Consider the following 19634-nt stretch of genomic DNA (forward strand, 5'->3'; position numbering starts at 1 on the left):
TGCCAAGCCCCCAGGGACGGATTCACGGCGTCCCCGCAATCCGACACCGCCCCGCCATCCCACGGAATGCCGGCTGTTGCTGTTGCTGTTGCTGTTGAGATTGCCGGCCAGCGGCCGGCACTACCGCCTCTGCGGGTGCAGGGCGCAGCCCTGCCGCAGAACCCTACTTGCGCCGACGCTTCCGGTCTACGTACAGCGTCTTGATGATGCTCAGCAGGATGCCCACTGCGATGCCCACGCCACAGCCCAGCAGCAGATTGTCCACGGTCAGGCCGACGGCGACGCCGACCACGGTGGCGATCACCATCTCGGCAGTGTGGGAAATCGGTTCAGGCTTGGGGGCGGACATGCGGACTCCAGCGGACTGTCGGGATCGGATGGGCCGGGGCCCGGAAACAACAAGGCCGGGTTGCCCCGGCCTCATCTTGCATTGCGTACGGCAGGCCGTCAGATCGATTCGGCCGGACCGGCGATCGGCGGCAGCGGACGGGCGTCGCCACCCTTGTCATTGCCGCCATCATCCTTGCTCGGCTTGGTCCACCCCATCGGCGGCGGCGGATCGCGGCCTTCCATGATGGCGTCGATCTGCGGCGCGTCGATGGTTTCGTACTGCAGCAGCAGCTGGGTCATCGCATGCAGCTTGTCGACGTTGGCAGTCAGCAGCTCGGTGGTCCGGGCATAGGCCTTGTCCAGGATGCTGCGCACCTCCTCATCGATGCGGCGCGCAGTGTCGTTGGACACGCTCTTGTGCTGGGTGACCGAACGGCCGAGGAACACTTCATCGTCCTCTTCACCGTAGGCGATCGGGCCAAGGGTCTCCGACAGGCCCCACTTGGTGACCATGTTGCGGGCCATCTTGGTGGCACGCTCGATGTCGTTGGACGCACCCGTGGTGACCTTGTCCGGCCCGAAGATCAGTTCTTCGGCGACGCGACCGCCATACAGCGAGCACAGCTGCGAGTTGATCGCCACGCGGTTGATCGAGTACTTGTCGCCTTCCGGCAGGTACATGGTCACACCCAGCGCACGGCCGCGGGGGATGATGGTGACCTTGTAGACCGGGTCATGCTCGGGCACCAGGCGGCCGACAATGGCATGGCCAGCTTCGTGGTAGGCGGTGAGGGTCTTCTCCTCCTCGCTCATGGCCATCGAACGGCGCTCGGCACCCATCAGGATCTTGTCGCGGGCACGATCGAAGTGGTCCATGCGGACCTCCTTCTCGTTGCCACGGGCGGCGAACAGGGCGGCCTCGTTGCAGAGGTTGGCCAGGTCGGCACCGGAGAAGCCCGGAGTACCACGCGCAATCACCATCGGCACGACGTCGTCGGCCAGCGGCAGCTTGCGCATATGCACCTTGAGGATGTGCTCGCGGCCCTTCACGTCCGGCAGACCGACCACCACCTGGCGGTCGAAGCGGCCCGGACGCAGCAGCGCCGGGTCCAGCACGTCCGGACGGTTGGTGGCTGCGATCACGATCACGCCTTCGCCGCCTTCGAAACCATCCATCTCGACCAGCAGCTGGTTCAGGGTCTGCTCGCGCTCGTCATGACCGCCGCCCAGGCCGGCACCACGGTGACGGCCGACGGCGTCGATTTCATCGATGAAGATGATGCACGGCGCGTGCTTCTTGGCCTGCTCGAACATGTCGCGCACACGGCTGGCACCGACGCCGACGAACATTTCCACGAAGTCCGAACCGGAGATCGAGAAGAACGGCACCTTGGCTTCGCCGGCGATGGCCTTGGCCAGCAGCGTCTTGCCGGTACCCGGCGGGCCGACCATCAGCACGCCGCGCGGAATCTTGCCGCCGAGCTTGGTGAACTTGGACGGGTCACGCAGGAAGTCGACCAGTTCGCCGACTTCTTCCTTGGCCTCGTCGCAGCCGGCAACGTCGGCGAAGGTGACCTTGATCTGGTCTTCGCCCTGCAGCTTGGCGCGCGACTTGCCGAAGGACATCGCGCCCTTGGCACCGCCGCCACCGCCCTGCATCTGCCGCATGATGAACAGCCAGAAGCCGATGATCAGGATGACCGGCAGGAAATTCATCAGGATCGCGCCGAGGGAGATACCGCTGGACGGCTCTTCCTGCACGATCTCGACATTCTTGGTGCGCAGCACGTTGATCAGGTCGCGATCGAACGGCGCGGTGATGGTGGACGACTGTCCACCACGGGTGGTGTAGGTGATCTGGCTGGTACCGCCGCGCGTATCGCCGCCGAAGGCGACCTTCTGCACGTTGCCGGTGTCCACCTGGTCCAGGAACTGCGAGTACGAAGCGCCCTGCGCCCCGGCCCCTGAGGTCTTGGGTGAGAAGCTCTGGAAGACCACCATCAGCACGACGGCGACGACCACCCATAGCAGGAGGTTCTTGGTCAAGTCGTTCATCCTCATTGGCTCCGGTGTTCCTCTTAGTGCTGGCGTTGCGTTGGGGTCGAACTTACGGGGTCGAGCTTACTTCATGTGGGCGCGTTTTCCCTGACCCAAGGCATACACCTCGGGAGAGCGCTTGCGCGAGGCTTCCGGCTTGCGGATGGAGACCTTGTCGTACCGGCGGCGCATGTCGCGCACGTAGTCGTCAAAGCCTTCGCCCTGGAACAGCTTGATCAGGAATGCCCCACCGATCTTGAGGTGGTTGTCGGCAAAATCCATGGCCAGCTCCGCCAGGTGCATCATCCGCGGCTGGTCGACCGCGCCCACACCACTCTTATTGGGGGCCATGTCCGACAGCACAAGGTCTACCGGCTCATCCCCGAGCATGGCTTCAAACTCCGATAGAACGGCTTCTTCCCTGAAGTCACCATGAAGGAACTCCACACCGGCCAGCGGCGGCATGTCCAGGATGTCCAGGGCAAGCACGCGGCCGGTATCGCCGATCTGTCTCCGAACCTGCTGAGACCAGCCGCCCGGGGCCGCGCCAAGGTCGACCACCACCATGTGCGGCTTCAGCAGCCGGTCACGTTCGAGCAGTTCTTCAAGCTTGTAGGCCGCACGGGAGCGCATGCCTTCGGCCTGGGCCTTCTTCACGAAGGGGTCGGAGAAGTGTTCCTTGAGCCAGCGCTGGCTGCTTTTGCTGCGGGTAGCCATTGTAAATAGGGGCTGAGGGGGTCGCCATGATACCCTGATCGTCCCATTCAACCGTGTTTTCTGCATGCCCACTGCCTTGACCCCTTCCCAGACCCGTTTCCTGCGCGGCCAAGCCCATGACCTGAAGGCCCTGCTGCAGATCGGCGGCAAGGGCGTCAGTCCGGCCTTCCTGACCGAGCTGAACGAAGTGCTGGAACGCCACGAACTGGTCAAGGTGAAGGTTGCCGCCGAAGACCGTGACGCCCGCGACGTGATGATCGGCGAGATCGTGCAGGCTACCGACAGCGCGCTGGTGCAGCGTATCGGCCATGTGGCCGTGCTGTATCGCCCGAGCAAGGAACACCGCCAGATCGTGCTTCCGCGCGGCTGATCGACCCCTGCCATGCAGCTGAACCACGAACTGCCCGACTACGCCTACAGCCTGCGCGCCGCTGACGGTCGCTCGGCACGGGTGAATGATCGCGTTCTGGGCAACAGCTTCTTCCTGACCCCGGACCAGCTGGTCGAGCTGTGGCCGGTGACCGACGTCACGGCGCTGCAGGTGGCTGACCTGGAGCCGATCCTGGCACTGAAGCCGGCGCTGATACTGCTTGGCACCGGCGAGCGCCAGGCGTTCCCGCCGGCGGTTGTCATGGCCGCCTGCCTGTCGCGTGGTATCGGCCTGGAAGTGATGAACAATCCGGCTGCTGCGCGCACCTTCAACATCCTTGCCGGCGAAGGCCGCAAGGTGGCGGCCGCCTTCATTCTGGAAGGCTGAGGCCTGAAGCCGCCGGGCATGGCCCGGCGCTCCCGCCCCTGGACCACACGTTGCGTGTAGCGCCCGAGATCATGTTCGGGCAGCGTCGTATCGCAGCAAAGAGCGGCCGAGCATGGCTCGGCGCTACAGGTGAGTTACGCCGGGCATGGCCCGGCGCTACCCGTATCTGCCCGCGCTAGCGCGCCGGCAGATACTGCTTCGGGTCGACCGGCTTGCCGTTGTAGCGGGTGAGCCGAGGGTGCTTGCGGCCCATGGGCCGCGCCCTCGGCGAACGCCCGGCGCGCTGCGCCGGGCCGGGGATCCGCCCGGAAGGCGAATATCCGATCACTTCGCCGGCAGATACTGCTGCGGGTCGACCGGCTTGCCGTTGTAGCGGATCTCGAAGTGCACCATGTCCCGGTTGGCACCGGTACGGCCCATCTCGGCGATCTGCTCACCGGCCTTCACGCTCTGCCCTTCATTGACCAGGCGCTTGCGGTTGTGGCCATAGGCCGACAGCCACTGGTCGCTGTGCTTGATGATGATCAGCTCGCCATAGCCGACCAGGCCGGCGCCGGAATACACCACCACACCATTGGCGGTGGCTTTCACCGGTGCGCCGCTGGTGCCGGCGATGTCCACACCCTGCTTGGTCGCATCGCCGGCCACGTAGCGGCCGACGACTGCGCCATCGGCCGGCCAACGCCAGGCGATGTTGCTCTTGACCGGACCGGCCGGACCCGGCGTCGGCGCGGTACTGCCGCCAGATGCGCTGCCACCCGGACGCGGCGCGGTGACCACGGTGGTCGGCGCGCGGCCGCCACCGGAACCGGCCGGATACAGGCGGATCACCTGTCCCGGGTAAATGGTCGACGGGTTGTCCAGGTTGTTCCAGGCGATCAGGTCGGCCGGGGTGATGTCGTGGATGCGGGCCAGTGCATAGATGGTGTCGCCCTTGCGCACGACCACGTTCTGCCCCGGCTTGGGCACCGACGTCTTCGGCGTGCTGACGCCACTGCCGCCGCTGCCACTGGGCCGGACCACGGTGGCGGTGCCACAGGCGGCCAGGGTGGATACCAGCAACGCCAGTGCGCCGATGCGCACTCCCTTGCTCAGACGATCTGCACTCATGCGAACTTCGACCTCCATACAAGCCAGGCGATCAGCACCACCACCAACGCGGTGGCGATCCAGCCCAGCGGTTCAATCCATCGGCGCAGCGCTGCTTCGGCGCGCGCACCACCGATACGGATGACCGCGGCCAGCACGAACACGCGCTTGCCACGACCGATCAACATGCTCAACAGGTACTGCGGCATCGGCACGCCGACGATACCCGATGCCCACGTGAAGACCTTCATCGGAATCGGCATGAAGCCGCCGAGCACAAGGAAGGTGAACACCGCCCAGGGCGACTCCACCATCTTGGCCTGCACGGTAGCGATGCCCTGCTCGATCGCCGGCAGCATGCCCAGCGCCTCGAACATCGGCTTGACCGCCTCGAATGCGTAGTGGCCCAGCGCGTAACCGATCACCGCGCCGACCATCGAGCCGGCCAGGCTGAGGGTGGCGAACCACCAGCCGCGCTTGGGCTGGGCCACGCACATCGGCGCCAGCATCACTTCCGGCATCACCGGGAAGATGATGGCTTCGAAAAAGCTCAGCACCATCAGATAGGTCGGCGCGCGCTCGTGCGCGGCCCACTTCATCGCCCGCTCGTACAGCGGCCCGAAAATCTTCATGCAACCCTGCTCCGTGGATTCAATCGAGCATGCCAGACAGCAGCGGCACGAAGGTGACCGGCGCCAGCACGCGTTGTTCGATGCTGCCGTCGTCCTTGCGGTCAAGCTGCACCAGCGACTGTGCGCCCGCGCCACCGACCGGGGCGACCAGGCGGCCACCTTCGGCGAGCTGCTCGACCAGGGCATCGACCAGGGCCGGTGCGGCGGCGGTGACCACGATGGCGTCGAACGGGCCATGCTCGGCCCAGCCGACGCGGCCATCGTCGTGCTTGGTGCGGATGTTCATGCCCAGCGCGCGGAAGCGCTTGCGCGCCTGCCGCAGCAGGTCGCCGATGCGCTCGACGGTATAGACCTCCAGCCCCAACGCGCCGAGCACCGCCGCCTGGTAGCCCGAGCCGGTACCTACTTCGAGCACCTTCTTCGGCGCCACCTGCAGCACGGCCTCGGTCATCCGCGCGACCACCCACGGCTGCGAAATGGTCTGGCCGTGGCCGATCGGCAGCGCGGTGTCTTCATACGCACGCGAGGCCAGGGCCTCGTCGATGAACAGATGACGTGGCACCACCCGGATCGCGTTCAGCGTCGACTCGTCGACGATGCCGGCCTCGCGCAGGCGGTCGACCAGGCGGTCGCGCACGCGCTGCGAGGTCATGCCGATGCCGACCGCTTCCGGCTGCAGGCGCAGGCGTGGGCTCATGCCGGCTGGTCCAGCGCGGCGGTAAGGCCGCCGACCCAGCTGGCGACCTTTTCCAGCGCTTGGTAGCGGGTCAGGTCGACCTGGATCGGGGTGATCGAAATGTGGCCGGTGCGCACCGCACGGAAATCAGTGCCCGGGCCGGAGTCCTGCTCGCGGCCGGCCGGACCGATCCAGTACACCTCGTTGCCGCGCGGGTCTTTCTGCGCGATGCAGCCTTCGGCGCGATGGCGGTTGCCCAGGCGGGTGACTTCGAAGCCTTTGACCTCGCTCCATGGCAGGTCCGGCACATTGACGTTGAGGATGGTGTCGGCCGGCAGCGGATCGGCCTTCAGCCGGGCAACGATCTCCACCGCGGCACGCGCCGCCGTCTCGAAATGCTTCGGGTCGTGGTTGCGGGTCACCAGCGACACTGCGACAGCGGGCAGGCCGAGGAAACGACCTTCCATCGCCGCAGACACGGTACCGGAATAGATCACGTCATCGCCGAGATTGGCGGCATTGTTGATACCGGACACAACAATGTCAGGCTCGAATTCCAGCAGGCCGGTCAGCGCCAGGTGCACGCAATCGGTAGGCGTACCGGCCACCGACACGGTGTAGTGGTCGATGCGCTTGAGCCGGATCGGCAGATCCAGCGTCAACGAATTGCTGGCGCCGGAGCGATCGCGGTCGGGTGCGACCACTGTCACTTCGTGCCCGGCCTCGCGCAGTACGGATGCCAGCATCCGGATGCCTGCCGCGTCGACACCGTCATCATTGCTGACCAGGATGCGCATCTTCGATTTAACCGCTTGATTTTCCAAGAATTCGATCCCGTCACCTTGCATCGTGGGCGAAGCCGGCCAGTCTCCTCCAAGGAGGAGGCAGCTCCGCAAGTGCGCCGACTATTGTGCCGCAAGCGGGCGCTGGGTCCTACCCTGTCTGCGGTCACGGCCGACATCAAACGGTCATAGGCAGACCCGCGCAGCCGGTTTAACCTGTGCGCATGTCGCACCCTGAAGACGAAGATCCGGCTGCCTTGTTCCGTGCAGCCATCGGCGAAGTGACGCCGCTGCGTAAGGAAGTGGAGCCCGCGCCTGCCGCGCCGCGCCCCAAGCCGCGCGCGCGGATGGCCGAGCGCGACGACGCCGAAGCCGCCGGAGAGTTCGCCCGGCTGCTGCGCGACAACGCTCCCCTCGAGGCGGGCGACGTTGCCAGCTACCGGCGCGACAACCTGCCACCACGCCTGTTCCAGCGCTTGAAGCGCGGGCAGTACTCGGTGCAGGACGAACTGGACCTGCATGGTGCCACCGCCGCGCAGGCCGAGGCGATGCTGCGCCAGTTCCTGCTGGAGGCGCACGCCCACGAGTACGGCTGTGTGCGCATCATCCACGGCAAGGGCCTGCAGTCCGATGGCAGTGCGCCCGTGTTGAAGAACCTGGTGGACCGGCTGCTGCGCCTGCGTAACGACGTGCTGGCGTTCCATTCCGCCCCGACCGGGCAAGGCGGCACCGGCGCCGTGCTGGTGCTGCTGGCGCGGCGCTGACGTTCTGCCGGTGGGATTCATCCACGCATGGCGTGGCTCTACTGACGGCCCAGCCACGCATGGCGTGGATCTACTGGGGCGAGCGGAGGAAAGTAGATCCACGCCATCCGTGGATGCCCTTCGCCTCCGCCCCCATTTTCTTTCAAACCTGCGAAGCGTCTTCTACCGGCCCGAGCTCGTGCAGGACCGCCGTGGCATAGCAGCCCGGCGGCAGCGCGAAGGACAGTTCCAGCACGTCATCGGCCAGCCACTGATGCTGCAGCAGCGCCGGACGCAGCCGCAGCGCGCGTCGCTCCTGCTTCAACCGCGCCTCTTCCAGGCCGACACGCAGCGCCTTGGATTCATCATCATCCAGCGCCGCCAGTTCCAGCTCACGGGCGGCGTCAGTGCTGCGCAGCTCACCCTCGCCCCACAGCGGGGCGCTGGGGTGGATGTCGAAGCGCACCAGGCGCTCGGCCAGCACGTCGCTGTACGGCTCGGGACCGAACACGCTGCGGCTGCCGTCCAGCATCCACACTTCGCCCTGCAGCGGCTGGTCCCAGCTGCCGTGCTCCACGCGCGCGGCCAGCACCCGGTTGAACAGCGCCGAACGGGCGGCCGACAACAGCAGCGAGCGCTGGTCCTTGCGCATGCGGCGGCCACCGAACATCGCCAGCGCAGCCGGCACATTGCCGCCATCACGACCGAAACGCTGCTCGCCGAACCAGTTCGGCAGGCCGCGCATGGCGATCTGCTGCAGGCGCTCGTCGATTGCCGCGGCGTCACCCTGCACATCGCGCAGCACCAGCTTGAAGCGGTTACCCGCCAGCGCACCGCGCTGCAGCTTGCGGTTGTGCCAGGTGGACTCGATCACTTCAATCTCGTCACTGGCCAGCTCGGCCAGATCCGGCGCGACGCGCTTGGGCAGATGCACACTGAAGCGCTGGGTGGTGACCGCATTGCGATCCTTCATGCCGGCATAGCTGACCGCCATTTCCGGCAGGCCCGCCCACTTGGCCAGCACCTTGGCGACGTGCAGCGTGTTCGCACCACGCTTGCGGATATGCAGCAGCAGATGCTCACCTTCACCCGTCGCCTCGAAGGCCGGCAGTTCATCAACCTGGAAGTCTTCCGGCGTGGTGCGGATGCGCGCCTGCAGCAGCGGCACGCCGAAGGCCAGCGGCAGCGGGATCATGCGGCCACCAGCAGAACGACTGCCTGCGCGGCGATGCCTTCGCCGCGGCCGGTAAAGCCCAGCTTCTCGGACGTGGTGGCCTTGACGCTGACCGCATCCAACGGCAGCTGCAACAGTTCACCGATGCGCTCACGCATGGCCAGCGCATGCGGGCCGACCTTGGGCCGCTCGCAGATCACGGTGATGTCGGTGTTGCCGACACGCCAGCCGCGCTCGCGCAGCAGGCCGTCGCAGTGGCGCACGAACTCGCTGCTGTCCGCACCTTTCCAGCGGTCTTCGCTGGGCGGGAAGTGCTGGCCGATGTCACCCAGCGCGATCGCGCCAAGCATGGCGTCGCACAGCGCGTGCAGGATCACGTCGCCATCGCTGTGCGCAAGCACGCCGCAGCTGTGCGGTACCGCGACGCCGCCGAGCATGATGTGGTCGCCTTCACCGAAGGCATGGACGTCGTAGCCCTGGCCGATACGGACGGGCGGGAACGGGGAGGTGCTCATGGATGCAGCCCTTGCAGCAGGGCCGCGCGGGCGGTCAGCCGGCGCGGCGGGAGAGTACGAATTCGAAACGATCGAGATCGGCCGGCGTGGTGACCTTGAAGTTGTCCTCGCTGCCTTCCACCAGCAGCGGGCGCTGGCCCTGGCGCTCCATGGCCATGGCATCGTCGGTGACGTCGATACCGGCGGCAGCCGCTTCGGACAAGGCGCGGATCAGCTGGTGGCGGCGGAACAGCTGCGGCGTCAATGCACGCCACAGGCGCTCACGCGGTTCGGTGCCATCGATGCCGCCATCGTCGCCAGCACGCTTGAGCGTGTCGCGCACCGGCGCGGCCAGAATGGCGCCGACCGGGTCGGTACGCCCTACTTCCAGCAGGCGGCCAAGATCGGCCTGCGACAGGTTCGGACGCGCCGCATCGTGCACCAGCACGAATTCATCGGCACGCACACTGTCCGGCAGCGCCTGCAGCCCCGCCAGCACCGAGGCAGCGCGGGTGGCGCCGCCGGTGCAGGTCAGCACCGGCTTGCCGGCCCATTCGGTCCAGCCCGGCCAGTCAGCATCGTCCGCGCCGATCACCACCATCGCCCCGGCCACGGCCGGATGTGCCAGCAGCGTGTCCAGGGTATGGGCGAGCAAGGTCTGCCCGCCTGCCTGCAGGTACTGCTTGGGCAACGGCGCACCAAAACGCGTGCCGCGCCCTGCGGCCGGAACAACCACCCAGATTGCCGCGCTCATGGCACGTCCGCCGGATGGTCACCGGCCTGGGCCGTGACCGGCGCAGGCTGCGCCGGACGCGTTGGTGCATCTTCCACGACGCGATAGAACTTCTCGCCGGGCTTGATCATGCCCAGCTCGCTGCGCGCGCGTTCTTCGATGGCGGACTGGCCTTCCTTGAGGTCCTTCACTTCGGCAGCAAGCGCATCGTTGCGCTGCTGCAGACCGTCATTGTCCCGCTCCTGGTTGGCGACCTGGGCTTCGAGCATCATCACTTCACCCGAATTGCCCGGGCCGAACCAGAAACGGTACTGCAGCCATGCCAGCAGCAGGGCCAGCAACAACAGCAGCCAGCGCCAGTCGCGCATCGGCTCAGCGCTTCAGCGACACGAACGCGTCACGACCAGCGTAACGCGCGCCGGTACCGAGGGCTTCCTCGATGCGCAGCAGCTGGTTGTACTTGGCCACGCGATCGCTGCGGCACAGCGAGCCGGTCTTGATCTGGGTGGCGGTGGTGGCCACCGAGATATCGGCGATGGTGGTGTCTTCGGTTTCACCCGAACGGTGCGAGACCACGGCGGCGTAACCGGCACGGTCGGCCATCGCGATCGCTTCCAGGGTTTCGCTGAGGGTGCCGATCTGGTTGACCTTGATCAGGATCGCGTTGGCGGTGCCCGAATCGATGCCTTCCTGGAAGATCTTCGGATTGGTGACGAACAGGTCGTCGCCGACCAGCTGCACCTTCTTGCCGATGCGATCGGTCAGCAGCTTCCAGCCCGCCCAGTCGTTCTCGGCCAGGCCATCTTCGATGGTGATGATCGGATACTGCGCGGCCCAGTCGGCGAGGAAGTCGACGAACTGCTCGGAGGTCAGGCGCTTGTTCTCGCCGACCAGGTTGTACTTACCGTTCTCGAAGAACTCGCTGGAGGCCACGTCCAGGCCCAGCAGCACGTCTTCACCGGCGGTATAGCCGGCCTTGCCGATGGCTTCAAGGATGGTGTCCAGCGCTTCGACGTTGCTGCGGAAGTCCGGCGCGAAGCCGCCTTCGTCGCCCACCGCCGTGCTCAGGCCATGGCCCTTCAGCACCGACTTCAGCGAATGGAAGATTTCGGTGCCGGCACGCAGCGCTTCGGAGAACGAGGTGAAGCCGACCGGCAGCACCATGAATTCCTGGAAATCGACATTGTTGTCGGCGTGCGCGCCGCCGTTGATGATGTTCATCATCGGCACCGGCAGCGACGGGGTCGCGCCGGTCTTGCTGGCCAGGTACTGCCACAGTGCCTGCTTGCTGGAGGCAGCAGCGGCATGCGCGGCGGCCATGGAAACACCCAGCAGTGCGTTGGCGCCCAGGCGGCCCTTGTTCTCGGTGCCATCCAGATCGATCAGGCGACGGTCCAGGCCGGCCTGGTCGGTGGCCTCGAAGCCCTTCAGTGCGTTGGCGATGGCGCCGTTGACGTTGTCGACGGCCTTGCGCACGCCCTTGCCGAGGTAACGGGTCTTGTCGCCGTCACGCAGCTCCACCGCTTCCTTGGTGCCGGTCGATGCGCCGGAGGGAACCGCGGCGCGACCGAACGAACCGTCCTCCAGGGTGACTTCGGCTTCCAGCGTGGGGTTGCCACGGCTGTCGAGGATTTCACGGGCATGGATGCTGCGGATCGTACTCATGGTCGGGCCGGTTACCTGTATGGAGAGGGGGCGACAAAAACGAATGCCGCGTGATTATCCCCGGCTACCCCTCACTTGCCAAATGGCCTGAGCGGCATCAGCCCCAGCTGGACCCGATCACGATCATCACCAGCGACACAAGCAGCACCAGCAGCGCACCGGCAATGGTCGCGCACACTGGTCCGCGCCGCCGTCGCCAGGCCATCACCATCGCGCCCAGGCTGCCTGCGAAAGACAGCACCAGTGTGACCAATGCGCCCAGCATCCAGTACTGCGTGGCCTGCACGCCGTTGTTGCCATCCCCCGGCGGCCGGAAGCTGGCAGCGAAGGCCAGCACGCCCAGCAGCAACGCGCCCCAGGCGAGCACCGACAGCAACAGGGCGATCAGGCCCCAGGGTCGACTGCGCAAGGGTTCAGGTGTCGTATTCATCAAAGCAGATCGTGCAGCAGGATGCCCACCCACAGCGACAGCAGGATCATCGCCAGTGCAGCGGTGACCCTGCCCCGGTTCAGGCGCCAGCCGAGCACTGCGGCGAAAAGCCCTGCGGAAATGGTCAGCACTTCGGCCACCGCCAGCGCGATGACGAAGGGCATCAGGTTCACTACCGGGCCGCCCGCACTGGACGGGCGCATGCCGGCACCGAACAGCATGCCAATGGCAAACACGCCCGACACCGACAGCAAGGCCAGACCGAGTGCGATCGGGCCCCACGGCCACTGCCGCCAGTGCCGGCGACGACGCTGGATCTCCAGCGCCGCCTGCGGGTGCTGACTCACGCGAAGCGCGAGAAGCCGCGCTTCCCGGTCACCGCGCCAAGCTTCGTCAAGGCCTCAAGCGGCGCTTCGATCTGGCTCAGCCCGACCTCGAATCCACGCAGTTTCATGGCGTTTCCTTTCAGGCGCGCACTTCCTGCAGCAGCTTGCCACCGGCCTTGCGCTCGCGCGCGGCACGGATGAAGCCGATGAACAGCGGGTGGCCATCACGCGGGGTGGACAGGAATTCCGGGTGCGCCTGGCAGGCCAGGAACCACGGATGCTGGTCGCGCGGCAGTTCAACCACTTCCACCAGGGTGTCGTCCATCGACTTGCCGGCGATCACCAAGCCTGCGTCTTCCAGCTGGGTGCGGTAGCGGTTGTTGAACTCGTAACGGTGGCGGTGGCGCTCGGCGACCACGTCCTTGCCGTACAGCTCGCGGGCCAGCGTGCCCGGCTTCAGGCGCTGCTCCTGCAGGCCCAGGCGCATGGTACCGCCCAGGTCGCTCTTGTCGTCACGCTTTTCCACGTCGCCGGTGGCGGTGCGCCATTCGGTGATCAGGCCGATCACCGGGTTCGGCGACTGGCGATCGTTCTCGGTGCTGTTGGCGTCTTCCAGGCCCACCACGTGGCGCGCGTAGTCGACCACGGCAGCCTGCATGCCGTAGCAGATGCCGAAGTACGGCACCTTCTGCTCACGGGCGTACTGCGAGGTGAGGACCTTGCCTTCGAAGCCACGGTCGCCGAAACCACCCGGCACCAGGATGCCGTCGACATCGGCCAGCGCGGACATATCGCTGCCTTCCAGGTCCTGCGCTTCAAGCCACTTCAGGGTGACCTTGGTGCGCTGGCGCAGGCCACCGTGCTTGAGTGCCTCGCCGACCGACTTGTAGGCGTCCTGGTGGTCGATATACTTGCCGACCACGGCGATGGTCACCGCATCCAGCGGATGCAGGGTGGCGTCGACGGCGTCTTCCCACATCGACAGGTCGGCCGGGCCGGCCTTGTCGGCCAGCTTCAGCTGGTTGATGACGATCTCGTCCAGGCCCTGTGCGTGCAGGCCCATCGGAATGCGGTACAGCACATCGACGTCGGGCACGCTGATCACCGCGCGCTCGGAGACGTTGGTGAACTGGGCGATCTTGCGACGCTCCGAATCCGGCACCGGCTGTTCCGAGCGGCACAGCAGCACGTCCGGCTGGATGCCGATCGAGCGCAGTTCCTTCACGGAGTGCTGGGTCGGCTTGGTCTTCAATTCACCCGCCGCGGCGATGTACGGCACCAGGGTGAGGTGCATGAACAGTGCCTTTTCCGGGCCACGCTCGGTGCGCACCTGGCGGATCGCCTCCAGGAACGGCAGCGACTCGATGTCGCCGACGGTGCCGCCGATTTCCACCAGGGCCACGTCGAAGCCCTCGGTGGCTTCGTCCATGCAGCGACGGATCTCATCGGTGATGTGCGGAATGACCTGCACGGTCGCGCCCAGGTAGTCGCCGCGGCGCTCCTTGCGGATCACTTCTTCGTAGATGCGACCGGTGGTGACCGAGTTCTTGCGGCTCAGGCGGGTGCGCACGAAACGCTCGTAGTGGCCCAGGTCGAGATCGGTTTCGGCGCCGTCGTCGGTGACATACACCTCACCGTGCTGGAACGGGCTCATCGTGCCCGGATCGACGTTGATGTACGGATCGAGCTTCATCATCGTGACCTTCAGGCCACGCGCTTCGAGAATGGCGGCCAGTGACGCGGCGGCAATACCTTTGCCGAGCGAGGACACCACGCCGCCGGTTACGAAAATCAAGGGAGTCATGGCTGCAAGCATCCTGTCTGGAAATGGAAAACGGCAGCGCCACGCCTGCCCGGGGGGCGGGCGTGGAGCAGAAAGGGGGTTTTCCGGTTCGCTGGAGCAGCGAGGGAGGTGCGGGCCCGGCCGGCGCCAAGCGCCAACGGGGAACCACCCTGCGAGGTCGGGGCGGCCGTGCCGGTCACTTCGACCGTCACCTGCGACCCGCTTTGCTGGAGGCCACGCTTGGCCGTGCCAGCCCATTCGCAAATGGTGGACACGCACTTACTCCCGGAAAGCCATAGTTTACAGATAGATGGCCGCCAACCCAAGGGGCAGATGGCGCAATCGGCAAAAAGAAACGCCCCGCTGGGCGGGGCGTTCAAGGGTGAAACCCTTGTGGCAAGGGCTTCGGAGGGGCAGAAGAATTACTTCTTCTTGCGCGCCTCTTCCTCTTCTTCCTGCTGCGGCACCGGCTGGCCCTTGGCCTTCATCTCGGCATTGGCCTGCGCGCGGCGCTTGGCCTTGGCGTCGGCTTCGGACTGCGCCTTGTCGGCCTGGTCACCCTGCTGCGGAGCAGGCTGGCCGGCGTTCTGCGCCAGCACCATCGGCACTGCAACAGCGGCGGCAGCCAGGATCGCAATGGTCAGCAACTTCTTCATGGAGTCCTCCTCGCGGTATGGCTCGGATATGGGGGGCGCCGGTGTTCGGTTCCAGCGGTTGCCATTTTACCCCCTCCCCGCCAACGAGGCTGAACCGCAGGCGTGCAAATTCCCGGTCCAGACCGCACACTTGCCCGTCGCTCCACGCTTTCGAAGACAGATGAACGCCCGCTATAACGCCGCCGATATTGAAGTCCTGTCCGGCCTTGACCCGGTCAAGCGCCGCCCCGGCATGTATACCGACACCGCACGCCCGAACCACCTGGCGCAGGAAGTGATCGACAACTCGGTGGACGAGGCCCTCGCAGGCCATGCCCGCTCGATCGAGATCACCCTGTTCAAGGACGGCAGCGTGGAGGTCAGCGATGACGGCCGCGGCATGCCGGTGGACATCCATCCGGAAGAGAAGATTCCGGGCGTCGAGCTGATCCTTACCCGCCTGCATGCCGGCGGCAAGTTCAACAACAACAACTACACCTTCTCCGGCGGCCTGCATGGCGTCGGCGTCAGCGTGGTCAATGCGCTGTCGACCCTGGTGGAAATCCACATCAAGCGCGAAGGTGCCGAACACCGCATCACCTTCCGCAACGGCGACCGCGCCTCGCCGCTGGAAGTGGTCGGCACCGTCGGCAAGAAGAACACCGGCACCCGCCTGCGTTTCTGGCCGGACCCGAAGTACTTCGATACGCCCAAGTTCGCCGTGCGTGCGCTCAAGCACCTGCTGCGCGCCAAGGCCGTGCTGTGCCCGGGCCTGACCGTCAAGCTGACCGACGAAGCCACCGGTGAAGTCGATACCTGGTACTACGAGGACGGCCTGCGCGATTACCTGAAGGTGGAGCTGGGCGATCGCGAGTCGCTGCCGGCCGACCTGTTCGTCGGCAACCTGAAGAAAGACACCGAGATCGTCGACTGGGCCGTGGCTTGGCTGCCGGAAGGCGAACTGGTGCAGGAAAGCTACGTCAACCTGATCCCGACCGCACAGCACGGCACCCACGCCAACGGCCTGCGCACCGGCCTGACCGAAGCGCTGCGCGAGTTCTGCGACTTCCGCAATCTGCTGCCGCGTGGCGTCAAGCTGGCCCCGGAAGATGTGTGGGACCGCGTGTCGTTCGTGCTGTCGCTGAAGATGACCGACCCGCAGTTCAGCGGCCAGACCAAGGAACGCCTGTCTTCGCGCCAGGCCGCCGGTTTCGTCGAAGGCGCCGCGCACGATGCGTTCAGCCTGCTGCTGAACCAGAACGTGGAGCTGGGCGAGAAGATCGCGCAGATCGCCATCGAGCGCGCCAGTGCGCGCCTGAAGACCGAGAAGCTGGTTGTCCGCAAGAAGGTCACCCAGGGCCCTGCCCTGCCCGGCAAGCTGGCCGACTGCATCAGCCAGGACCTGTCGCGCACCGAGTTGTTCCTGGTCGAGGGCGACTCGGCAGGCGGCAGCGCCAAGCAGGCCCGCGACAAGGATTTCCAGGCGATCCTGCCGCTGCGCGGCAAGATCCTCAACACCTGGGAAGTGTCCTCCAACAGCGTGCTGGCCTCGGAGGAAGTACACAACCTGGCGGTGGCCATCGGCTGCGACCCGGGCAAGGATGACATCACCGGCCTGCGCTACGGCAAGGTGGTGATCCTGGCCGACGCCGACTCGGATGGCCTGCATATCGCCACCCTGCTGACCGCGCTGTTCCTGAAGCACTTCCCGGCGCTGGTCGATGCTGGCCACGTGTTCGTGGCGATGCCGCCGCTGTTCCGCATCGACGTGGGCAAGCAGGTGTTCTACGCCCTGGATGAGGAAGAAAAGCGCTCGATGCTGGACAAGATCGAACGCGAGAAGATCAAGGGCGCCATCAACGTGACCCGCTTCAAGGGCCTGGGCGAGATGAATCCGCCGCAGCTGCGCGAGTCCACCATCCACCCGGACACCCGTCGCCTGGTGCAGCTGACCATCGACGATGGCGAGCAGACCCGGTCGCTGATGGACATGCTGCTGGCCAAGAAGCGTGCGTCGGATCGCAAGGGCTGGCTGGAGAGCAAGGGCGATCTGGCTTCGCTGGAAGCCTGATTCCGGTGCGTCATTGCACGGGGCCGTGGCGACGGCCCCAACCTCGCCGCGCGGGCATTGTTCACTCGGCGCGGGCGATCCCCGTACATGTGGTAGTGCCTGCCGCTGGCCGGCTGCTTTCCGTGAACCACGGGGATACCTGGGTTGCCGGCCAGCGGCCGGCACTACCGGGCCGATGGATCCGCCCCCATCGGCAAACCCTGCGGGTCCATAATGCGCGCTCATTCGCGTGGACGACCCCATTGCCCGCCAACTCGCTGCTGTTTCCCGGGCTGCCGCTGCACAGCGCGCGCCTGGTGCTGAGCCCCATCCGCCGCGATGACGCCGCGGCCCTGTTCGCCCTGCAGTCCGACCCGGACGTGATGCACTGGTGGAACCACCCGGCATGGACGCGCCCCGCCGAGGCACGCGCGCAGATCGACGACGACCTGGCTGCACAGGCTACCGGCACGCAATTGAAGCTGGCCCTGCGCGAATCGGTGGACGGCCCGCTGCTGGGCATCTGCGTGGTGTTTGCGCTGGATCGGGATGCGGCACGTGCCGAAATCGGCTATCTGCTGGCACCTGGCAGGCAGGGCCATGGCTACATGCATGAAGCGCTGCAGCGGGTGCTGGCCTATCTGTTCAACACCCTGCAACTGCATCGGGTGGAAGCCGAGATCGATCCACGCAACGAGGCCTCGGCACATGTGCTCGAACGCCTGGGCTTCCACCGCGAAGGCCTGCTGCGGCAGCGCTGGCGTATCCGCGGTGAACTGGCGGACTCGGCCGTGTATGGGCTGCTGGCCGACGACGCTGCGCCAGCTGCCACCTCGGCTTGACCGGATCAGGCCGCAACGCTGGCCCATGCCTTTGGACACATACGGTAGGCGGCACCCCGTCCTAGCATCGGGGTCCCTTCCGCTGCCGTTCCGGTGCCATGAAGTTCCTGCTGCACTCTGCCGCGCTCTGCGTCGGCCTGCTGATCGCCCCTGTCTGCGTGCTGGCCGCTCCTGCTGCTGACAGCGCCTCCGAAACGAAAGAAGAGAAGACCGAAGCCGCTCCCCTGCCCGCCGATGCGTCGGCTCGCCAGAGCATGCGACTGGCGGGCCGCACCCTCGACTACACCGCCACCGTCGGCACCCTGCCGGTACGTGATGCGAAGGGCAAGGTGATCGCCGATGTGGTGTTCACCGCCTACACCATGCCGGGCAAGGACCGGCCGGTGACCTTCGCGCTCAATGGCGGCCCCGGCGCGTCCTCGGTGTACCTCAACCTTGGCGCCATCGGCCCGAAGGTGGTGACCTTCGGTTCGGAAGGCGACAGCGCATCGGCGCCGGCGAAGCTGCACGACAACCCGGGCACCTGGCTGGATTTCACCGACCTGGTGTTCATCGACCCGGTCGGCACCGGCTTCAGCCGCGCCCGCATCGGCGATGACGAAGCGAAGAAGCAGCTGTACAACCCCAGCGCCGACATCGAGTACCTGTCACGCTCAATCTACGACTGGCTGCTGCGCAACCAGCGCATGGGCGCGCGCAAGTACCTGACCGGCGAGAGCTACGGCGGCTACCGTGGCCCGCGCATCACCCACTTCCTGCAGACCCGCCTGGGCGTGGCGATGAACGGCCTGGTGCTGGTGTCGCCGTACTTGAGCCCGACGCTGGAAGACAACGCCGATGTTTCGCCGATGGCGTGGATGCAGACCCTGCCTTCGATCGCGGCCGCGCACCTGGAACGCCAAGGCAAGCTGACCGACGCGGCGATGCGCGAGGTGGTCGAGTACACCCGCGGCGACTACGCCACTGCGTTGATGAAGGGCCGTAGTGATCCGCAGGCGACCGAGGCGATGCTGCGCCGGGTGGCCGAGTTGACCGGCCTGGACCCGCAGTTCGTGCGCCGCGCCGGTGGCCGCCTGGAAACCCAGGCGTACCTGCGTGAGGTGTTCCGCGACAAGGGCACGCTGGGCAGCCGCTACGACTCCAACGTCACGGCATTCGATCCGTTCCCGAACGATCCGGAGCAGCGCGCCAACGATCCGCTGCTGGACAGCATCATCGCGCCGACCACCACGGCGATGGTCGACTTCGTCACCCGCGAGGTCGGCTGGAAGGTGGATGCGCGCTACCAGGCGCTGAACTACGACGTGAACCGCCTGTGGGATCGCAATGGCGACCTGCGGGAGGGCGCGGTGACCCAGCTGCGCCAGGCCGTAGCAATCGACCCGCATCTGCAGGTGCTGATCGTGCACGGCTGGAATGACCTGTCGTGCCCGTTCATGGGCTCGATCCTGACCGTGGACCAGATGCCGACGATGGGCAGCAATCCTGACCGCGTGCAGGTGCGCAGCTATCCGGGCGGGCACATGTTCTACAGCAGGGCTGACAGCCAGGCGGCGTTCCGCAGGGATGTGCAGGCGTTGTTCCAGCGTAATTGAGGGGTTGTCGGCCGGGCCTGCAGCCCGGCACCCGCAGAGGCCAGAGCAACGGCAAAGGCTCGGTCTCTGGAGGGCGGCGGGATGGGGTGGGTGTGCAGGACACGCCGTAAACCCGTCCATGGGGGCTCGATGGCGCCATCCATG

The 19634-nt window shown here is 66.3% G+C and carries 22 protein-coding genes; 6 read left to right on the forward strand and 16 right to left on the reverse strand.

What is annotated here, in order from left to right; all coding sequences use genetic code 11:
• Nucleotides 1–163: 163 nt before the first annotated feature.
• From DBR20_RS13555 to rlmE, 3 genes are all read right to left on the reverse strand, one after another.
• Nucleotides 164–349, reverse strand: a complete 186-nt coding sequence (locus DBR20_RS13555; protein WP_100464731.1) for a hypothetical protein — start codon at nt 347–349, stop codon at nt 164–166.
• A 98-nt stretch (nt 350–447) separates the two neighbouring features.
• Entirely contained in the window at nt 448–2385 is a 1938-nt protein-coding gene (gene ftsH, locus DBR20_RS13560) for an ATP-dependent zinc metalloprotease FtsH (RefSeq protein ID WP_181393084.1), read from the reverse strand.
• Nucleotides 2386–2451: 66 nt separating this feature from the next.
• Nucleotides 2452–3084: a 23S rRNA (uridine(2552)-2'-O)-methyltransferase RlmE gene (rlmE, locus tag DBR20_RS13565; RefSeq protein ID WP_108266545.1), complete on the reverse strand. Its 633-nt coding sequence runs from the start codon at nt 3082–3084 to the stop codon at nt 2452–2454.
• A 64-nt stretch (nt 3085–3148) separates the two neighbouring features.
• Between rlmE and yhbY the strand changes: the two genes are divergently transcribed.
• Nucleotides 3149–3454, forward strand: coding sequence for a ribosome assembly RNA-binding protein YhbY (yhbY, locus tag DBR20_RS13570; protein WP_108266546.1), 306 nt, complete (start codon nt 3149–3151; stop codon nt 3452–3454).
• A gap of 12 nt (nt 3455–3466) precedes the next feature.
• A complete protein-coding gene (locus DBR20_RS13575; RefSeq protein ID WP_108266547.1) occupies nt 3467–3841 on the forward strand; it encodes an Mth938-like domain-containing protein in 375 nt (124 codons plus the stop codon).
• A 324-nt stretch (nt 3842–4165) separates the two neighbouring features.
• Here the strand turns inward: DBR20_RS13575 and DBR20_RS13580 are convergent, their stop codons facing one another.
• The 4 genes from DBR20_RS13580 to surE are packed head-to-tail and all read right to left on the reverse strand — an operon-like array spanning nt 4166 to nt 7035.
• Nucleotides 4166–4951, reverse strand: coding sequence for a peptidoglycan DD-metalloendopeptidase family protein (locus DBR20_RS13580; protein WP_108266548.1), 786 nt, complete (start codon nt 4949–4951; stop codon nt 4166–4168).
• The gene (locus DBR20_RS13585) at nt 4948–5562 is read right to left on the reverse strand and encodes a DedA family protein (protein WP_100464718.1); all 615 of its coding nucleotides are present in this window, start codon (nt 5560–5562) and stop codon (nt 4948–4950) included. Before DBR20_RS13585 ends, DBR20_RS13580 begins: the two co-directional genes overlap by 4 nt.
• Before the next feature lie 19 nt (nt 5563–5581).
• Nucleotides 5582–6259 (reverse strand): protein-L-isoaspartate(D-aspartate) O-methyltransferase, encoded by a 678-nt coding sequence (locus DBR20_RS13590; RefSeq protein ID WP_089240249.1) that lies wholly within the window; start codon nt 6257–6259, stop codon nt 5582–5584.
• A complete protein-coding gene (gene surE, locus DBR20_RS13595; protein WP_108266549.1) occupies nt 6256–7035 on the reverse strand; it encodes a 5'/3'-nucleotidase SurE in 780 nt (259 codons plus the stop codon). The genes DBR20_RS13590 and surE overlap by 4 nt, the downstream gene beginning before the upstream one ends.
• Nucleotides 7036–7244: 209 nt before the next feature.
• Here surE and DBR20_RS13600 point away from each other — a divergent pair, with 209 nt between their 5' ends.
• Nucleotides 7245–7784, forward strand: coding sequence for a Smr/MutS family protein (locus DBR20_RS13600; RefSeq protein WP_099820096.1), 540 nt, complete (start codon nt 7245–7247; stop codon nt 7782–7784).
• Between the two features lie 142 nt (nt 7785–7926).
• On the opposite strand, the gene truD is transcribed toward DBR20_RS13600, so the two are convergent.
• The 9 genes from truD to DBR20_RS13645 form a co-directional block, all read right to left on the reverse strand.
• Nucleotides 7927–8958: a tRNA pseudouridine(13) synthase TruD gene (gene truD, locus DBR20_RS13605; protein ID WP_108266550.1), complete on the reverse strand. Its 1032-nt coding sequence runs from the start codon at nt 8956–8958 to the stop codon at nt 7927–7929.
• Nucleotides 8955–9452, reverse strand: coding sequence for a 2-C-methyl-D-erythritol 2,4-cyclodiphosphate synthase (gene ispF, locus DBR20_RS13610; protein WP_108266551.1), 498 nt, complete (start codon nt 9450–9452; stop codon nt 8955–8957). The genes truD and ispF overlap by 4 nt, the downstream gene beginning before the upstream one ends.
• Nucleotides 9453–9486: 34 nt before the next feature.
• Nucleotides 9487–10185 carry a 2-C-methyl-D-erythritol 4-phosphate cytidylyltransferase gene (gene ispD, locus DBR20_RS13615; RefSeq protein ID WP_100552136.1) on the reverse strand — a complete coding sequence of 233 codons (699 nt, stop codon included), beginning with the start codon at nt 10183–10185 and terminating at the stop codon, nt 9487–9489.
• Entirely contained in the window at nt 10182–10532 is a 351-nt protein-coding gene (gene ftsB / locus DBR20_RS13620; RefSeq protein WP_089240237.1) for a cell division protein FtsB, read from the reverse strand. The genes ispD and ftsB overlap by 4 nt, the downstream gene beginning before the upstream one ends.
• Nucleotides 10533–10536: 4 nt before the next feature.
• On the reverse strand, nt 10537–11829 hold the full coding sequence (gene eno, locus DBR20_RS13625; RefSeq protein WP_108266552.1) for a phosphopyruvate hydratase: 1293 nt from the start codon (nt 11827–11829) through the stop codon (nt 10537–10539).
• 97 nt (nt 11830–11926) lie between these two features.
• The gene (locus tag DBR20_RS13630; RefSeq protein ID WP_108266553.1) at nt 11927–12259 is read right to left on the reverse strand and encodes a hypothetical protein; all 333 of its coding nucleotides are present in this window, start codon (nt 12257–12259) and stop codon (nt 11927–11929) included.
• A complete protein-coding gene (locus DBR20_RS13635; RefSeq protein ID WP_108266554.1) occupies nt 12259–12606 on the reverse strand; it encodes a hypothetical protein in 348 nt (115 codons plus the stop codon). Before DBR20_RS13635 ends, DBR20_RS13630 begins: the two co-directional genes overlap by 1 nt.
• Nucleotides 12607–12724: 118 nt before the next feature.
• Complete coding sequence (locus DBR20_RS13640) at nt 12725–14389, reverse strand: CTP synthase (protein WP_100464696.1); 1665 nt, start codon at nt 14387–14389, stop codon at nt 12725–12727.
• 401 nt (nt 14390–14790) lie between these two features.
• Nucleotides 14791–15024: a hypothetical protein gene (locus tag DBR20_RS13645; RefSeq protein ID WP_089240228.1), complete on the reverse strand. Its 234-nt coding sequence runs from the start codon at nt 15022–15024 to the stop codon at nt 14791–14793.
• Between the two features lie 160 nt (nt 15025–15184).
• On the opposite strand from DBR20_RS13645, the gene parE reads away from it, so the two are divergent.
• From parE to DBR20_RS13660, 3 genes are all read left to right on the forward strand, one after another.
• The gene (gene parE / locus DBR20_RS13650; protein WP_108266555.1) at nt 15185–17074 is read left to right on the forward strand and encodes a DNA topoisomerase IV subunit B; all 1890 of its coding nucleotides are present in this window, start codon (nt 15185–15187) and stop codon (nt 17072–17074) included.
• A gap of 242 nt (nt 17075–17316) precedes the next feature.
• Nucleotides 17317–17895 (forward strand): GNAT family protein, encoded by a 579-nt coding sequence (locus tag DBR20_RS13655; protein ID WP_100552132.1) that lies wholly within the window; start codon nt 17317–17319, stop codon nt 17893–17895.
• 98 nt (nt 17896–17993) lie between these two features.
• Complete coding sequence (locus DBR20_RS13660; RefSeq protein ID WP_089240223.1) at nt 17994–19490, forward strand: S10 family peptidase; 1497 nt, start codon at nt 17994–17996, stop codon at nt 19488–19490.
• The last annotated feature ends 144 nt before the right edge of the window (nt 19491–19634 follow it).

The sequence above is a fragment of the Stenotrophomonas sp. HMWF023 genome, from assembly GCF_003060985.1.
In the GTDB taxonomy this organism is placed as follows: Bacteria; Pseudomonadota; Gammaproteobacteria; order Xanthomonadales; family Xanthomonadaceae; genus Stenotrophomonas; species Stenotrophomonas lactitubi.

Excerpts from the sequence above, each read along its gene's own strand:
- rlmE (WP_108266545.1), bottom strand. The coding sequence starts at position 3,084 with ATGGCTACCCGCAGCAAAAGCAGCCAGCGCTGGCTCAAGGAACACTTC.
- DBR20_RS13600 (WP_099820096.1), top strand. The coding sequence starts at position 7,245 with ATGTCGCACCCTGAAGACGAAGATCCGGCTGCCTTGTTCCGTGCAGCC.
- DBR20_RS13645 (WP_089240228.1), bottom strand. The coding sequence starts at position 15,024 with ATGAAGAAGTTGCTGACCATTGCGATCCTGGCTGCCGCCGCTGTTGCA.
- ftsB (WP_089240237.1), bottom strand. The coding sequence starts at position 10,532 with ATGCGCGACTGGCGCTGGCTGCTGTTGTTGCTGGCCCTGCTGCTGGCA.
- eno (WP_108266552.1), bottom strand. The coding sequence starts at position 11,829 with ATGAGTACGATCCGCAGCATCCATGCCCGTGAAATCCTCGACAGCCGT.
- DBR20_RS13640 (WP_100464696.1), bottom strand. The coding sequence starts at position 14,389 with ATGACTCCCTTGATTTTCGTAACCGGCGGCGTGGTGTCCTCGCTCGGC.
- DBR20_RS13585 (WP_100464718.1), bottom strand. The coding sequence starts at position 5,562 with ATGAAGATTTTCGGGCCGCTGTACGAGCGGGCGATGAAGTGGGCCGCG.
- DBR20_RS13555 (WP_100464731.1), bottom strand. The coding sequence starts at position 349 with ATGTCCGCCCCCAAGCCTGAACCGATTTCCCACACTGCCGAGATGGTG.
- ispF (WP_108266551.1), bottom strand. The coding sequence starts at position 9,452 with ATGAGCACCTCCCCGTTCCCGCCCGTCCGTATCGGCCAGGGCTACGAC.
- surE (WP_108266549.1), bottom strand. The coding sequence starts at position 7,035 with ATGCGCATCCTGGTCAGCAATGATGACGGTGTCGACGCGGCAGGCATC.
- DBR20_RS13575 (WP_108266547.1), top strand. The coding sequence starts at position 3,467 with ATGCAGCTGAACCACGAACTGCCCGACTACGCCTACAGCCTGCGCGCC.
- DBR20_RS13660 (WP_089240223.1), top strand. The coding sequence starts at position 17,994 with ATGAAGTTCCTGCTGCACTCTGCCGCGCTCTGCGTCGGCCTGCTGATC.
- ftsH (WP_181393084.1), bottom strand. The coding sequence starts at position 2,385 with ATGAACGACTTGACCAAGAACCTCCTGCTATGGGTGGTCGTCGCCGTC.
- DBR20_RS13590 (WP_089240249.1), bottom strand. The coding sequence starts at position 6,259 with ATGAGCCCACGCCTGCGCCTGCAGCCGGAAGCGGTCGGCATCGGCATG.
- DBR20_RS13630 (WP_108266553.1), bottom strand. The coding sequence starts at position 12,259 with ATGAATACGACACCTGAACCCTTGCGCAGTCGACCCTGGGGCCTGATC.
- ispD (WP_100552136.1), bottom strand. The coding sequence starts at position 10,185 with ATGAGCGCGGCAATCTGGGTGGTTGTTCCGGCCGCAGGGCGCGGCACG.
- parE (WP_108266555.1), top strand. The coding sequence starts at position 15,185 with ATGAACGCCCGCTATAACGCCGCCGATATTGAAGTCCTGTCCGGCCTT.
- yhbY (WP_108266546.1), top strand. The coding sequence starts at position 3,149 with ATGCCCACTGCCTTGACCCCTTCCCAGACCCGTTTCCTGCGCGGCCAA.
- DBR20_RS13580 (WP_108266548.1), bottom strand. The coding sequence starts at position 4,951 with ATGAGTGCAGATCGTCTGAGCAAGGGAGTGCGCATCGGCGCACTGGCG.
- truD (WP_108266550.1), bottom strand. The coding sequence starts at position 8,958 with ATGATCCCGCTGCCGCTGGCCTTCGGCGTGCCGCTGCTGCAGGCGCGC.